12 protein-coding genes and 3 pseudogenes are annotated in these 14768 nt (G+C 69.7%); 10 read left to right on the top strand and 5 right to left on the bottom strand.

From position 1 onward, the window contains the following. Positions 1–554 precede the first annotated feature (554 nt). From ACZ4RZ_RS36860 to ACZ4RZ_RS36840, 5 genes are all read left to right on the top strand, one after another. On the top strand, positions 555–1007 hold the full coding sequence (locus tag ACZ4RZ_RS36860; protein ID WP_467751284.1) for an ATP-binding protein: 453 nt from the start codon (positions 555–557) through the stop codon (positions 1005–1007). A gap of 223 nt (positions 1008–1230) precedes the next feature. Then, positions 1231–2571, top strand: coding sequence for an L-lysine 6-transaminase (gene lat, locus ACZ4RZ_RS36855; protein WP_467751282.1), 1341 nt, complete (start codon positions 1231–1233; stop codon positions 2569–2571). A 77-nt stretch (positions 2572–2648) separates the two neighbouring features. Next, complete coding sequence (locus ACZ4RZ_RS36850; protein ID WP_467751281.1) at positions 2649–4202, top strand: aldehyde dehydrogenase family protein; 1554 nt, start codon at positions 2649–2651, stop codon at positions 4200–4202. Then, positions 4199–6391 carry a thiamine pyrophosphate-dependent enzyme gene (locus tag ACZ4RZ_RS36845; RefSeq protein WP_467751279.1) on the top strand — a complete coding sequence of 731 codons (2193 nt, stop codon included), beginning with the start codon at positions 4199–4201 and terminating at the stop codon, positions 6389–6391. The genes ACZ4RZ_RS36850 and ACZ4RZ_RS36845 overlap by 4 nt, the downstream gene beginning before the upstream one ends. 143 nt (positions 6392–6534) lie before the next feature. After that, positions 6535–6771 (top strand): hypothetical protein, encoded by a 237-nt coding sequence (locus ACZ4RZ_RS36840; protein WP_467751278.1) that lies wholly within the window; start codon positions 6535–6537, stop codon positions 6769–6771. Between the two features lie 123 nt (positions 6772–6894). On the opposite strand, the gene snpA is transcribed toward ACZ4RZ_RS36840, so the two are convergent. Beyond that, a complete protein-coding gene (snpA, locus tag ACZ4RZ_RS36835) occupies positions 6895–7722 on the bottom strand; it encodes a snapalysin (RefSeq protein ID WP_467751276.1) in 828 nt (275 codons plus the stop codon). Between the two features lie 906 nt (positions 7723–8628). Here snpA and ACZ4RZ_RS36830 point away from each other — a divergent pair. Continuing rightward, positions 8629–8835 (top strand): hypothetical protein, encoded by a 207-nt coding sequence (locus ACZ4RZ_RS36830; RefSeq protein ID WP_467751275.1) that lies wholly within the window; start codon positions 8629–8631, stop codon positions 8833–8835. 10 nt (positions 8836–8845) lie between these two features. Here ACZ4RZ_RS36830 and ACZ4RZ_RS36825 read toward each other — a convergent pair whose 3' ends face one another. The 3 genes from ACZ4RZ_RS36825 to ACZ4RZ_RS36815 form a co-directional block, all read right to left on the bottom strand. Beyond that, a complete protein-coding gene (locus ACZ4RZ_RS36825; protein ID WP_467751273.1) occupies positions 8846–9466 on the bottom strand; it encodes a transposase family protein in 621 nt (206 codons plus the stop codon). A 69-nt stretch (positions 9467–9535) separates the two neighbouring features. Next, on the bottom strand, positions 9536–9757 hold the full coding sequence (locus ACZ4RZ_RS36820) for a helix-turn-helix domain-containing protein (protein ID WP_054237256.1): 222 nt from the start codon (positions 9755–9757) through the stop codon (positions 9536–9538). Continuing rightward, positions 9757–10248, bottom strand: coding sequence for a DUF2975 domain-containing protein (locus tag ACZ4RZ_RS36815; protein ID WP_467751271.1), 492 nt, complete (start codon positions 10246–10248; stop codon positions 9757–9759). Before ACZ4RZ_RS36815 ends, ACZ4RZ_RS36820 begins: the two co-directional genes overlap by 1 nt. Positions 10249–10959: 711 nt before the next feature. On the opposite strand from ACZ4RZ_RS36815, the gene ACZ4RZ_RS36810 reads away from it, so the two are divergent. The 4 genes and pseudogenes from ACZ4RZ_RS36810 to ACZ4RZ_RS36795 form a co-directional block, all read left to right on the top strand. Continuing rightward, entirely contained in the window at positions 10960–11835 is an 876-nt protein-coding gene (locus ACZ4RZ_RS36810; RefSeq protein ID WP_467751270.1) for a phosphotransferase, read from the top strand. After that, entirely contained in the window at positions 11832–12299 is a 468-nt protein-coding gene (locus ACZ4RZ_RS36805; RefSeq protein ID WP_467751268.1) for an NUDIX domain-containing protein, read from the top strand. Before ACZ4RZ_RS36810 ends, ACZ4RZ_RS36805 begins: the two co-directional genes overlap by 4 nt. 23 nt (positions 12300–12322) lie before the next feature. Beyond that, a pseudogene (locus ACZ4RZ_RS36800) lies at positions 12323–13240 on the top strand (ABC transporter ATP-binding protein); the annotation flags it as partial. After that, a pseudogene (locus ACZ4RZ_RS36795) lies at positions 13240–13776 on the top strand (glutamine amidotransferase-related protein); the annotation flags it as partial. The pseudogenes ACZ4RZ_RS36800 and ACZ4RZ_RS36795, both read left to right, overlap by 1 nt. 754 nt (positions 13777–14530) lie before the next feature. On the opposite strand, the pseudogene ACZ4RZ_RS36790 reads toward ACZ4RZ_RS36795, so the two are convergent. Then, positions 14531–14712: pseudogene (locus ACZ4RZ_RS36790) on the bottom strand (hypothetical protein); the annotation flags it as partial. Between the last annotated feature and the right edge of the window lie 56 nt (positions 14713–14768).

Here is a 14768-nt window from a genome sequence, read left to right as displayed (position 1 = left end):
CCGCGGAGGGCGAACGGAGCGGGACGGCAGTGGAGTTCACTGTGACGTATCGTCAGAAATACTGCCGGACAAGGGAATCGGCCTCCGCAGCCGCCCGGGCCGTACGGGCGTCCGACAAGGACGGCCTCGGCGCCGAGCGCGAGCGCCAGCCGCATCGGACAGGGAGATCTCGCCCCGCCGCGGCATGCGCCGTGAGCGCGGCCAGATCTCGTCCCGCCGCAGCACATGCGCCGTGAGCGCGGGCCCGCACGCTGAACCTGCGAGCCCAGAGGGCGCCGTCGCGCACAGCGAGCCGCCGGCCACTCCCCGCGACCGCGCCGTGACGCCGGCAGGGACGGCACCGGCGCGGACCCGCGCGCTCCTGCAATGGCTGGGCATCGACAGAGGGACGCAGATGGCAAGTTTCGGGAGGAAGCGGACGACGCGCGCGTCGCGGTACGGTCCGCCCCGGAGCCGTTCAGCGCACCGCACGGACCTGCGGCATCCGCTACCGTGCCCCCCCAAGTCAGGCCCCTCGACCACAGCCGGGCCGGACGCGGAATGGGTGGTGGCACGTGGTGTTCGCTGATGCGCTGCACGCCGGCGCCGCCGACCTCCTGGTGGGACGCGAGCGCGACCTGGACCACATCCTTGGGTTGTTCGAGCAGCGTGCGAGCGGCGCCCTGCTGCTGTCCGGAGACCCCGGCGTCGGCAAGTCCGCGGTGCTGGACGCCGTGGCCAGGGCCGCCTCGCAGAAAGGGACCCGTGTGCTGCGCGCGGCGGGTGCCGAGTTCGAGGCGGACGTCAGCTACTCGGCGCTGAACCAGATCCTGCTGCCGCTGCACAGCACACTCGACCGGCTCACCGCCTCCGGCAGAGAAGCCATGACCGTCGCCCTGGGTTTCGGCGCCGGCCCGCCTCCTGAGCGCCTGGTCGTCTGCAACGCCACGCTGGCCCTGCTCCGGTCGGCGGCCGACGACAGCCCCGTCCTGCTGATCATGGACGATCTTCCCTGGAGCGGCTGCTGACGCGGGTCCACCCCCCGCTCGGCGACGACGTGTCGCCAGTCGACCTCTGAGAGCGCGCACTCACGAGCGTCGGCTCAATGCGCAGCTCCACCGATCGACGCATCCGCATCTACCGCTGCACAAAACCTTGCGGCCTCTACCGCCTGATATCTAAAATATCTTCGCTGATTCTCGCGTTCAACGAAGTTTCTTCGGTAGACGGCTATCGAGAGTAGGTGCCTCCATGACGGTTGCCGCAGTGTCGACAGTCCACCCCGACGAGGTGCACGAGAGACTCGGCCGGCATGTGCTGACCGACGGTTTCAAGCTTGTGCTCGACCCGCTCGACAGCCAGGGATCGTGGATCGTCGACGCGCGCACCGGTGGGAAGTTCCTCGACCTCTACTCGTTCTTCGCGTCCGCCCCGCTGGGGCTCAACGCGCGGGGCATCGTGGACGACCCGGAGTTCATGACCCTCCTCGCACAGGTGGCGGCGAACAAGCCCGCCAACCCCGACGTCTACACCACGCACTACGCCGAGTTCGTCGAGACGTTCGCCCGGGTGCTGGGCGATCCGGACCTGCCGAGACTGTTCTTCGTCGAGGGCGGGGCGCTCGCCGTCGAGAACGCGCTCAAGACGGCGTTCGACTGGAAGAGCCGCCGCAACGAGGCCGCAGGCCGCTCCCCCGAGCTCGGCACCAAGGTGCTCCACCTTCGGAAGGCGTTCCACGGCCGCAGCGGGTACACCCTCTCGCTGACCAACACCGAGCCCAACAAGACGGCCCGCTTCCCGAAGTTCGACTGGCCGCGCATCGACGTACCCGCGGTGCGCTTCCCCCTCGAGCGCCACCTCGCCGAGGTCGCGGAGGCCGAGCGAGAGGCCCTCGCGCAGGCGCGGCGAGCGTTCGAGGACAACCCGCACGACATCGCCTGCTTCATCGCCGAGCCGATCCAGGGCGAGGGCGGCGACAACCACATGCGCCCGGAGTTCCTGCAGGCGATGCAGGCGCTCTGCCACGAGTACGACGCGCTGTTCGTGCTCGACGAGGTGCAGACCGGGGTGGGGATCACCGGCACCACCTGGGCCTACCAGCAACTCGGTCTGGAGCCGGATATCGTCGCCTTCGCCAAGAAGGTCCAGCTCGGCGGCATCATGGCCGGCCGCCGGGTCGACCAGGTACCCGACAACGTCCTCCGGGTCTCCGGGCGGATCAACTCCACCTGGGGCGGCGGACTCGTCGACATGGTCCGGGCCCGCCGCATCCTGGAGATCATCGAAAGGGACGACCTGGTGGCCAATGCCGCTGCCGTGGGAGCGTGGTTCCTGACCGAACTGCGTGATCTCGAAGTCCGACACACACCGATGGCGGCCAACGCGCGAGGCCGCGGACTGATGTGCGCCATCGATCTGCCTGACGGCGCCGTGCGCGATGACGTGGTGCGCAGGCTGCGAACCGAGGAGCAGGTGATCGCATTGCCGTGCGGTGAGCGTACGGTGCGCTTCCGCCCAGCCCTGTCCATCACCCGGGACGAGCTCGGGTTCGCCCTGCGGGCCCTCGACCGGATCCTCGCCGGTCTCCACTGACGTACCGGACGATCCCGTACGAGCCGACCCCGTACCAGCCACCCCAGCCCAACCCACTCGAAAGGCAGGGCAAAGACATGGCCCGTTCCGTCGCCTCGATCGTTGCCGGCCATCCGGTCGCCGGCGCTCCCGGCGGGACTCTTCGGCGCCCCAATCCCGGTCATACCGCCGAAGTGGTCACCGAGGTCTCGCTCGGGGACGCCTCGACCTTCGTCGAGGCCGCCAGGGCCGCGAAGGCGGCTCAGCGGTCCTGGGCGGACGTTCCGGCGCCGGTGCGCGGGTCCGCGATCGGAAAGATCGGCCGGCTCGTCGAGGCGAACAAGGACCAACTCGCCCGCATCGTGACCGAGGAGATCGGCAAGCCGCTGGCCGAGGCACTCGGCGAGGTCCAGGAGATCATCGACACCTGCGACTTCTTCCTGGGCGAGGGGCGCCGGCTGTACGGGCAGACGGTGCCCTCGGAGATGCCGGACAAGCAGCTGTTCACCTTCCGCAACCCCGTGGGCGCGGTCGCGGTGATCACCGCCGGCAACTTCCCGGTGGCCGTGCCGTCCTGGTACCTCGTACCGGCGCTCGTGACCGGCAACACCGTGGTGTGGAAGCCCGCCGAGTACGCCGCCGCGAGCGCCAAGGCCCTCTTCGAGGTGTTCGTGCACGGAGGGGGCTTGCCCGACGGCGTACTCAACCTCGTCCTCTCCGACGGGGAGCAGACATACGCCGGTCTGGAGGCCTCCCTCGACGCCGGCCTGGTCGACAAGGTCGGCTTCACGGGCTCCACGCTCGTCGGCCAGAAGATCGGCGCCCTGTGCGGAAGCCACCTGCAGACCCCCTGCCTGGAGCTGGGCGGCAAGAACCCCCAGGTGGTCACCCCCAGCGCAAACCTCGACCTGGCGGTGGAGGGGGCGTTGTTCTCCGGATTCGGCACCGCGGGGCAGCGCTGCACCTCCCTCGGGACGCTCATCGTGCACGAGTCGGTGCACGAGGACTTCCTCGCCCGCTTCGACGCCGCGAGCCGCGCGGCCCGGATCGGCGACGCGTTCGAGGACGTCCTCTACGGCCCGATGCTCGACGAGCGCTTCGCGCAGCGCTACGAGACCTTCCTCGGCTGGATCAAGGACCACCACCGCACCTACGGCTCCGACGGCATCGGGCGGATCACGACCGGCAACCCGCGCAAGGGCTTCGTCGGGGACCCTGAGGCGGGCATGTTCTACCACCCGGTGATCGTCGACGGAGTGCGCCGCGACGACGAACTGTTCCTCAACGAGACCTTCGGCCCCATCGTCGGAGTCACGACCTACCGGGACCTCGACGAGGCCGTCGATCTGGCCAACGCCCACGGCTACGGACTGTCCGCCGCGATCTACACCAACGATCCGCACGAGGTATGGACGTACCGGCGCGGCATCTCCGCAGGCATGGTCAGCGTCAACAACACCACCTCCGGAGCCGAGGCCCACCTTCCCTTCGGCGGCAACGGCAAGTCGGGCAACGGCAGTCGACAGTCGGGGCAGTGGGTGCTCGACCAGTTCACCCGCTGGCAGTCGATGAACTGGGACCACTCCGGCCGTCTGCAAAAAGCGCAGATGGACGTGGCCACGCTCGAGCCCGACCTGTCCTTCCGCCTGTGAGCGCCGTCGAGGACCTGGAGCGGCACTTCCGCGAGGCGGTAGCCGGTCTGCGGTCTGCGGACGCGGCGATCCCGCTGCGCGACGCCGGCGGACTGGACACCGGTACCGCACTGGACCTGTTCGACGCGCAGTTGGAGAGCCGGCACACCGACGCCGCCGCACGCTGGATGCAACAACAGGGCCGCGGCTACTACACCATCGGATCGAGCGGGCACGAGGGCAACGCCGCACTCGCCCTCGCCCTGCGCCCCACCGACCCGGCGCTACTGCACTACCGATCCGGCGCCTTCTACTGCGCCCGCGCCCGGCAGGCCGGCGGCGTCGACGCGGTCAGGGACATGCTGCTGGGGGTGGCCGCCGGGGCCGAGGAGCCGATCGCCGGTGGACGGCACAAGGTATACGGGCGCCACGAACTGGCCGTCATCCCGCAGACGTCGACCATCGCCTCCCACCTGCCCCGAGCGGTCGGTGTGGCATGGAGCATCGCCCGCGCCAAGCGGCTCGGAACCGAGTGCACCTGGCCCGCCGACGCCGTCGTCTGCTGCTCCTTCGGCGACGCCTCGGTCAACCACTCCACGGCGGCAGGCGCCATCAACAGCGCCTGCCACGCGGCCTACCAGGGCCTCCCGATGCCGATCCTGTTCGTCTGCGAGGACAACGGCCTGGGCATCAGCGTCCCGACACCGCACGACTGGGTGCGGCAGGCCTACGGCAGCCGGCCTTCTCTCACCTACTTCGCCGCGGACGGCTGCGATCCGCAGGCCGCCTTCGACACCGCGCGCGAGGCAGTGACCCACGTACGCAAGAACCGGCAACCCGCCTTCCTGCACCTGTCGATGGTGCGCTTCCTCGGCCACGCGGGCTCGGACGCCGAAGCCGCCTACCGCACGCCGTCCGAAGTCGCCGCGGACCTGGAACGCGACCCACTGCTGGCCACGGCCCGGCTGCTCACAGCGGCCGGCATCCTGTCACCGCAACAGGTTCTCGACCGGTACGACGAGGTGAGCGGACGGGTGTTCGCCGTAGCCAAGGAGGCCCTGGAGAGCGAGCCCCTGACCACCGCCGCGCAGATCACAGCCCCCATCGCACCCCGCCGCCCCGACCTCGTGGCGGCTACGGCACGCCGTACAACCGAAGCACCCGCAGCCCCCGTGGGCGAGCCCGTCACATTCGCCCAGGCCATCACCCACACACTCGCCGACCTGCTCGGCAGCCACCCGGAGATGGTCGTCTTCGGCGAGGACGTCGGCCGCAAGGGTGGGGTCTATGGTCTGACGCGGGGCCTCCAGCGGCGTTTCGGTACCGCGCGGGTCTTCGACACCTTGCTCGACGAGCAGTCCATCCTCGGCCTCGCGCTGGGGGCGGGCCTGTCCGGACTACTGCCGGTTCCCGAAATCCAATACCTCGCCTACCTGCACAACGCCGCAGACCAACTGCGAGGCGAGGCCGCCACGCTCCAGTTCTTCTCCCAGGGCCAGTACCGCAACCCCCTCGTGGTCCGCATCGCCGGCTACGGCTACCAGCGCGGCTTCGGCGGCCACTTCCACAACGACAACGCGCTCGGCGCCCTGCGCGACATCCCCGGCCTGGTCATTGCCTCCCCCTCCCGCCCGGACGACGCGGCGGCGATGCTCCGCACGTGCGTGGCGACCGCGAAGGTGGACGGCACGGTCAGCGTCTTCCTGGAGCCGATCGCGCTCTACCACACGCGAGACCTCCAAGAGGAGGGCGACAACGCCTGGCTGGCGGCATACCCGCCCCCCGCAGGCCACGTACCGATCGGCCGAGCCCGCACCTACGGCACAGGCACAGACCTGACCCTCGTAACCTTCGGCAACGGCCTCCCCATCTCCCTGCGAGCCGCACGCCGACTGGATCAACAGGGCATCGCCAGCCGGGTCGTCGACCTGCGCTGGCTGGCCCCCCTGCCGCTCGACGACCTGCTGCGGGAAGCCCGTGCGACGGGACGCGTCCTCGTGGTCGACGAGACCCGCCGTACGGGAGGTGTGTCAGAGGGAGTCGTGACCGCCCTGGTCGATGCCAGATTCACCGGGGCGGTCAGACGGGTCGCGAGCGTGGACAGCTTCGTCCCGCTGGGGAAAGCAGCTCAGTTGGTACTTGTGTCGGAGGCGGACGTCGAGCGCGCCGCGACCGAGATGCTCTCTGCAGGCCCAGATACTCAGAGGTGATGGCTGGTCAGGCGGCAGTAGACACCGGTGGCTTCGAGACACCCGCGGATGATGCGCGAGCGCCTTCGATCGAGCCGACCGTGATCGACCGACCGCGGGCAAAAGCGGTGTCATCGGGGAGCTGGTCGAGGTGGCCGGCGGGCGTGCTGACCGACCCAATTCCCAGGAACCCGCTGGCAGCGCCGCCTGAGCAGCGGATCGCCTCCTTGCCGGTGAGGGGATCGACGCCAACGCTGCGCAGGATCACCGAGGCCCTGGGCCTCAACGGCAAGCAGCGTCAGGACCTGAGAGCTCTCCTGCTCAGCAGTCGGCCGGAACAGTACGCCGCTCCGCTGTGGCGCATCCCAGCCGAAGCGGTCCAGGTTTCAGTCGATGCTTGACGGGTCGGCGTCGCGTGATGCTTGACGCCCGCCCCGGACAATCCTCTGCCAGGCGATCATCAAGATCGACTAGTGAGTTCACACCCGACCTCACGCCTGGGCGCGCGATGAGTGGGAACGCAATCAATTCCAGAGCGTGCGGTGGTGCGGACGCCACGGACCGTGACCCGGCCCCGCGGGCCATACCGGCCGTGCAGCACTCGGGCCGCCAGCGGGCTGGTTCCCCGTGCCCGGGGCCACGGACGGTGCCGACGGTGCAGCACTCGGGCCGCCAGCGGACTGGTTCCCCGTACCCGGAGCTTGCCCGCCTCCGCTGGCCCACAGCTCGTCGACACGCGCACGCTCGGTGGCGTTCGGGTAGCGGTTGGTGCAGGACGGGCCGGCGGTGCCACCCGACATCAGCTCACTGCACGGCCCGCCGTAGTCGTCCGGCAGGCCCAGCACGTGCCCGGTCTCGTGGGTGGCGACGCGGACCGAGTCGTACTGCTGGCTCTGGGCGTAGTCGAGGAAGACATAGCCACTTCCGTGGCCGTTGGTGGAGGCGTAGGACCCGCGCGGGTCGTTGCCCTCGTAGTAGGAGAAGTCGGCACCGCTCGAAGCCTCCTCGAGCTTGACGTTGGACTCGGAGCTGTTCCAGATCGCGGCCGCGCTCGATATCTGCGAACGGAAGCTCGGCGCCTTGGAGGCGTCGTAGTGGAGGGTCACCGCCTGCCCGCTGGGCTGGGCGGCACTCTTCTCGGCGACCGACTTGAGCACAGCCTCGAAGAACGCCTTGTTGTTCGCAGCCTCCTCAGCCGACCCGTCGTACCCCGCCACGGAGGCATCGGCGGAAGCGGACGGGGTGGGGGCCGTCAAGGCGCTCGCCGGCACCGCTGCGCCCAGCGCGCTGGAGGCCAGACCCAGGCCGATAGCGAGGGCAAGGAACCTCGGGGACATTCGGGACGAATTCATGTGGGGGGTGCTCCTACTCACTCGGTGACGCCGAGCGCCACAGCGCGCGGTCGACTCGGCGTGAACACCGGTTCCGAACTGCAGCGACGTCCTGTGGGTCGACATTCTTAGAACGGCTCGACAGGGCGCGCAATGGGTCCCGCCACTACGTCGCTTCGTAGGTCCCAGGACCTCGCCAGGACAGTGCACGGGCCTCCGGTCCGGACATGGCGACAGGAGGAAAAGCTGTCGCGGCGTCAGAAGCCTTACAGCATGGGGTCGCGGGCGCGCGGGCCAGTCGAGCGGAATCCCGGAAAAGCGCGGCGAGATACACATCCAGACCAAGACGGGCAAATCCCTAGATGTCCGCCACGTTGCATCTACTAAGCGCGCCGGTCAATTGATGGTGACCTGTGACTGACGTCACGGAATATGGGCTTTCGCTTCTTTCGCGCCCCACCGGCCCCGGTTCGCCCCCCCACAGGGAGTCACCCTCGGCGCTGGGCGGCACCCCTCACGGCTGAGCCGCCACCGCTCAGTCCTGATCAGGCTGGAAGCCGGGCCCGCCGTGCGGCACGGCGAGCCGGTGGCGCGCGCTGGTGCTCTTGTCGCTTGTCGCGCCAAGACGGGGCCGCCCCCATAGAAGCCCGAAACGAGCTCTGACCTGCGATCCGACAAGCGACAAGCAGCACGACAAGCCCCAAGCCGCCACCAGCAAGAGCAGCACGGCGCGCCCTAGTGCTCTTCTTGCTGTTCGGCGGCGATGCTGGGCCCTTTCTGGGCCCTCCGAGGACGGCCAACAACGACCACCAATGACCGCCCGACCGCAGGTCAGTTGAGGACGTGTTCCTGCGGTCCGCCCGCCAGGCCGTCCTGGATCTTTGCGACCGACGGGGCGGCGAGTTCGAGTCACTCACCGGCGAAGCCGTGTCCGATGCAGCGGACAACGTGGTCGTCGCCGCCACCGCAGTGATGCTCTTCCGTGGCCGTCGCTGCGTCTTCCGCCGCGGGATCTGGCCGCCGAGCCACCCCGCCACCACGCAAGCCGCCATCTACGCGACCGTCCTGAAGGAGCGGCTGCTGACGCGGGTCCACCCCCCGCTCGGCGACGACGTGTCGCCAGTCGACCTCTGAGAGCGCGCACTCACGAGCGTCGGCTCAATGCGCAGCTCCACCGATCGGACTCGCCGTCGTGGCACGAGCGCGTAGCAGCCGATCGAGTACAGCGACCGGCGAGCGCAGGTGCAGGCTCCGACGGACGTCGAGCGCTGCTTCCAGCGAGCGGCACGCCGGTCTTCTCGCCTACGTCGAGTTGGGCCAGGACCAGGCTGAAGAGGTGGTCGCAGGCGGCGAGCAGATGGATCTTGCGGCCCGTGGCCCTGGCCGCTCCGCGCAGGGTCTTGCCGTCGACCGCCACTGCGTGCAGCCGGCCGTCGGCCCCAGCGTGCCGGTCGGCCAGCCAGCGGCCCACCGCCCGGTCCAGCGCGTCGCCGTCGATGCGTCCCAGCAGCCGCCGCACCGTCGCCTCCGCCGGCAGGCACCGCTTCGGGGACAGCGGATCGGGCCGTACGCCGAGACGCTCCAGGACGGACGGCGGGGCGTCGGTGATCCACTCACCCACCGCCAGCAGGGAGGTCGCTCCGGCCAGAACCGCGCACGCGGTCAGCGCGAGCACGACGACCAGAGCGTGCCGTACGCCGCGCGGATCGCGAGGGTCGGGCACCTCGGCCAGTCGCTCCAGCAGGCCCGGGATCTCCCCGGGCACGGCCCCGGGATGCTCGCGGAGTTGGTCAAAGGCAAGCGGGATCGGCGATGACGCGTCGGCAGGCACGGTTCATTCACCCGCGGTGTCCTCGGCCTCCCAGCGCAGCAGGTCGCCCGGCTGGCACTTGAGCACCTCGCAGAGCGCGGCGAGCGTCGCGAAGCGCACCGCCTTGGCGCGGCCGTTCTTGAGTACCGCCAGGTTGGCGGGCGTGATCCCTACGCGGTCTGCGAGCTCGCCCACGGACATCTTCCGCCTGGCCAGCATCACGTCGATGTCGACGGCGATCGGCATCAGATCACCTCGTCCAACTCGGCCTGCATCTGCGCTGCTTCGACGTCGCGGGCGACGGCCTGGGCGAGCAGCATCCGCAGCACGAGCACGATGAGCGCGACTCCCAGGATGGCCACGCCAATCCCGCCCATGATGAGGGTGACGCCCGGGTCGTCCCGCTGGTCCGGCGCATTCAGGGCCGTGACCGCGAACCACACGAGAGCAGCCGCAACGATCGCGCCGATGATGACGTCCACGTACCGGAAGGCGGCGTGGGAGAACACGGTTCCGCGTCGAACCATCGTTACCAGTCGCCATACACAGACCAGGGCGACCTGGGCCGCCCCGATGCCCAGGATCGTGATCACGCGCAGCGGGGTCAGCGGGAGAGACCCGTCCTCCGGGTCGCTCCCGCTGACCAACGCCCACACCATCAATGCCTGTACGAACACGGTGCCGGTGAGCACCACCACGAGCACGGCGCGCAGCGCGCGCACTGTCAGCTTTCCCATGACCCATCCTTCCATCGAGCTACGATGGGAATCTATCGAATCTCGATAGGTGAAACAAGGACTGGGTCGGAGGGCGGGCGGCGGTTTCGCACCATGGCGGGATGCCGCCGCCCCCTCCCGCGGCATGGCGCGATGCGAAGGTTTTCGATCTTGCCGAAGTCGACCTCGCTTAGCCACAAATCGGACGCCATACGACTACGCCGAGGCCTTAGGACGAGGTCCTGCACGAAATGGAACGCATCAACGACTGGCTCCGAGGCCACCTCTTCTCCCGCGGGTGGGCGACCGAACACACCTATTACTCGAAGCGCAGCTTCCTACGCCACGTCGTCGATCTCCGCCCGGAACTGGCCCCTGCGATGGCCACGCCCGCGCCTGGCAATCCCCCACAGGAGGTACCGGAACCCACATGAGTGATCGAACACAGCGTCACAGCACGCCACCTTCGGCCGCACACGGAGAGGCCCGCGTATTCGAAATCAGGTTCTAGATTTCGCCCTAGCGCACCCGTGACGGCGACAGGAAACCTCCCGTTACCCGATCACCTGTCCGCATCTCGCCCCGCGGAGCACCCATGCATCCCTTACGCCGCCCTGCGCTCGTTCATCCTGCGTTCGAAAACACCGCTGCCTCCTCGGACACCACCGCCTGCCCCGCCGCTGGCGCAGTCTTCCTCGCCGATGGGGCACGACCGGATGCGAGGTACCTCGCATGACGGACTCCACACGCCTCCCGGGACACCTCGCCTCCTGGGTGGAAACGGTCCTGGGCCCCATTAAGGACGTGCGGGACACCTCGCACCCCCGGGAGAACTCCCAGGTGTGGAAGGTGACCGGAAGCACCGGCGACCACTACGTGAAGGTGGCGCCCGCGCCTGTCCTGTATACCCGGGAGACCCGCGCCTACCGCGAAGCCGTCCCTCACCTCGGCCACGGCAACGCCCCCACCCTGAAGGGCAGCTCCGCCGACCTGCTCGCCCTGATCCTCACCGCGGTGGACGGCGAACCGCTGAAGGGAGAGGAGTCACCCGCGCGCCGCCGCGCCGCCCACCGGCAAGCCGGCCAGCTCCTGCGCCGCTTTCACGAGGCTCTGCCCGGCCACCAGGCGCAGGACGAGGCCGCGCACGTTATCGAGAGCGCACAGTCCGGGCTGGACAAGCACACTGCGGAGGCCGGTGACCACCTGTCCACCGCCGAATCCGACACGCTGCGCCGCCTCGTGAGCACGCTGCCCGGCCTCGGCCCCCTTCCCGCGGGGTGGCGCCACGGGGACTTCTGGGAGCGCAACCTGCTGTGGAACGGCCGGCGTTGCGCGCTGATCGACTTCGAGCGCAGCGAACCGGGCCCGCTCGTCTGCGACTTCGTCAAGCTCGCCGCCTCCCTCTGGCCGGACCATCCTGAGCTGCGCACTGCCCTGTTCGAGGGGTATGGCCGGTCTCTGTCCGATGCCGAGGAATGCGCGCTCGCGGCGTTCGCCGCAGCCGACGCGGCCAGCGCCCTCGCGTACGGCCCCCGGCACGGCGACACGTTCGTGACCGCGCGCGGCCGACGCGCCGTCGAGCGCCTGATGCAGGAGGGACGGCGTTGAGCGACGCTCTTCACCTGCTCATCGCCGACGTGGCCCAGATCCTGCTCCGGGCGAACGGCGCCGCCCTGTGCGTGCGCCGCAAACCTGACGCGGACCTCGCACCGGGACAGCTCACCGTCGTGGGAGGCCATCTGAAGGCCGGCGAGCCGCTCGATCTCGCGGCGCGGCGCGAAGCGAAGGAAGAGGCCGGCGTCCATGTCAGCGCCGACCGGCAGGAGTTCGCCGGCCTAGTCCACCACCACGAGCCTGAGGGCATGGACCGGATCACCGCCGTGTTCGTGGCCCAGTCCTGGACCGGCGAACCGCACAACGCCGAGCCGGACAAGCACGAAGGGCTGTTCTGGGTGCCAATGGAGAAACCCCCGCCGGACTGCCACCCTTACACCGTCGCCATCTTCCACATGCTCACCCACGGCCCGTCGTACCGGGCACTGAACTGGCCCACCTCGGGAGGCGCCCGGTGAAGAGGTTCTTTGGACCGGTGAAGATGGCCGAACCCCGGGTCTCCGACGCCGAACAGGAGCTGTTCGGCGGACCGCTGCGCTACGACATGGGCTGGTCCCACCACGAGCACGCGGGCCTGGACCTGACCATGATGTCCGCGCTGCGCTCCATGCCGGCCCTCGTCGGCGCCGCCCTGCGCATGGCGTGGAGCGCCGACCGGCGGGCGCTGCTCGCGGTGGCGTTCAGCGAGATCGGCCAGGGCATCGCCGCGGCCGTCGGCCTGCTCGCCATCAACGCCGTCATGCATGCCCTGCTCGCCGGGAGTGGCGACGCCGCCCAGCGGCTGCACGCGCTGCTGCCCGGCCTGCTGGCCGCCGCCGCCATCGGTGTGGTCAACTCCGCCCTCTCCGCGTGGTCGACCTCTCGTGCCGGGCGCCTGGAGCCGATGGTCGAACGGATCGCCACCACCCAGTACCTGGCCGCCGCCGCAAGTGTCGAGTTGGAAGCCATCGACGACCCCGACTTCCGGCGGCTCGTTGACGTTGCCCAGTACGGTCCGGGCTCCGCCCGCCGCATGATCGGTGCCTGCGTCGCCGCGCTGAACGGCCTCATCTCCCTGATCACCACCGCCGGCGTCCTCGCCGTCCTCCACCCGGTCCTACTGCCCATGCTGATCCTCATCGCCGCCCCGCGCGGCTGGGGCGCCATGCGCGTGGCCCAGGAGCGGTACGTGTCGGTGATGAGCTGGATCGAACATGTTCGGGCCAGCCGGCTCATCGGCAACCTGCTCACCGAGCGCAGCGCCGCCCAGGAGGTGCGTCTGCACGGCGTCGGCGCCTTCCTCCTCAGCCGCTACCAGCTCATGGCTGAGAGCGCCGAGGGCGAACAGGAGCGCCTCGCCTCCAGCAAGGCCCTGACCGAATGGGTCGCCTCCGCGCTGTCCGGGCTGGCCTTGGCTGCGGCAGCCCGTATCGCAGCGAAGCCGGGGCGATCGCGGCGGCTCGCACCGCGCGTGAGCAGGGGGTCCCGTTTCTGGGCACCTGTGGTGGCTTCCAGCACGCGGTCCTGGAGTTCGCGCGCGACGTGTGCGGGCTCTCGGGTGTCAACCACGCGGAGAACCGGCCGGAGGCGGGCGACATGCTGATCGTCCCGCTGGCATGCTCCCTGGTCGGCCACGAAGGCGTGGTCAACGTGGAGAGGGGATCGTTGGCGGAACGCGTTCTGGGAGCCGATCGGACCGTCGAGCGCTACCACTGTTCGTATGGCACCAGCCCGGACTACGTGAATGTGCTCCGTGCGCACGGACTGCGCTTCAGCGGCGTCGACGAGGCAGGCGAGCTGCGGATCGCCGAGTTGCCGGACCACCCGTTCTTCCTCGCCACCTTGTTCCAGCCCGAACTCGCGGGAGACGGCACCCGGCCCCACCCGATCATCCGCGCGCTGGCTTCCGCCGCGGTCGAGCACGCCGCCAAGGGCTCTGCGCGGATGCTCACTTGAGCCGATTCGATTGCGCCTCGCGCCTGGACATGGTGCCGATGCCCTCGCGGCGGCTGACGTCGTCGGCGTAGGCGGCCCAGTCTCCGGCGGACGCCTTCTGCCACTGGACGGCGACTTGGATGTGGATGCCGAGCATGCGGGCCAGGATCGCGGCGGGGACTTCCTCGGCGAGGGCGAACGGGGCCGTGGAGCGGGCCTGGCCTGGTTGGATTCCGACGGCGATCAGCCGAAGGCCCAGCCGGTCGGCGCTGATGTGTTGGCCTGGGCGTTGACCTGGAAACAGCCAGGGTGTCTGGTCGGCGTGTCCGATCACTGTGTAGGCGCGGCGTGTTGCGATCAGGTCGAGGACCAGTGCGGCGAGCGGTTCGGGCAGGACGGTCGGGGAGGTTCCCAGCTGGATCGAAACCCGGCCGTTCGCCTCGGTGACCTGATCAACGGTGAGGTTGCTGATCGTGCTGAGTCGTTGGGCGTAGAAGAGCAGGAGGAGTCCGGCGACCCGGTCGGCCGTGGTCAGTGTGGCGTCGTGGAGGAGTCGGCGGGCGTCGTCCCAGCGGCCTTCGGAGTCGTGGGGGCCGACGGGGCCCTGCCAGCGCTCGGCGCCGAAGGTCAGCCCCTTCGCGAGCCGGTTCTTGCTCGCCCAGCGGATGAAGTGGCCGGTCTGGTCCCGGTATCTGAGGTCCTCGCCCGCTTTCCACTGGTCCAGGTCGGGCTGGGTGCAGGTGGCGAGGGTGAGACCTCTGCCCCCCGCCTGCACCAGCACGTGCGCGCCGCCGCGCACCGGCGTACGCACACGGCCAGCCGCCGGGTCGGGCGAGGCGAGGGGAGCGACGGCGATGTCGACGCAGAACAGGGGGCGGATACCCGCGGCCCGGCCGCCTTGGCGAAGCGGACCATGCCCGCGACGGTGTCCCGGTCGGTCAGCGCGAGCGTCGTCATCCCGCGCGGTGATCAGCGGCCTGATCTTCTCCCAGCAACGCAGCCAGGTTCTCGCC

The sequence above is a fragment of the Streptomyces sp. NPDC027189 genome (assembly GCF_055566975.1).
This window is presented reverse-complemented; position numbering and strand designations above follow the sequence as displayed.

Coding starts and splice junctions, on each gene's coding strand:
- snpA (WP_467751276.1), bottom strand. CDS start 7,722: ATGAATTCGTCCCGAATGTCCCCGAGGTTCCTTGCCCTCGCTATCGGC.
- ACZ4RZ_RS36815 (WP_467751271.1), bottom strand. CDS start 10,248: ATGGGAAAGCTGACAGTGCGCGCGCTGCGCGCCGTGCTCGTGGTGGTG.
- ACZ4RZ_RS36850 (WP_467751281.1), top strand. CDS start 2,649: ATGGCCCGTTCCGTCGCCTCGATCGTTGCCGGCCATCCGGTCGCCGGC.
- ACZ4RZ_RS36820 (WP_054237256.1), bottom strand. CDS start 9,757: ATGCCGATCGCCGTCGACATCGACGTGATGCTGGCCAGGCGGAAGATG.
- lat (WP_467751282.1), top strand. CDS start 1,231: ATGACGGTTGCCGCAGTGTCGACAGTCCACCCCGACGAGGTGCACGAG.
- ACZ4RZ_RS36810 (WP_467751270.1), top strand. CDS start 10,960: ATGACGGACTCCACACGCCTCCCGGGACACCTCGCCTCCTGGGTGGAA.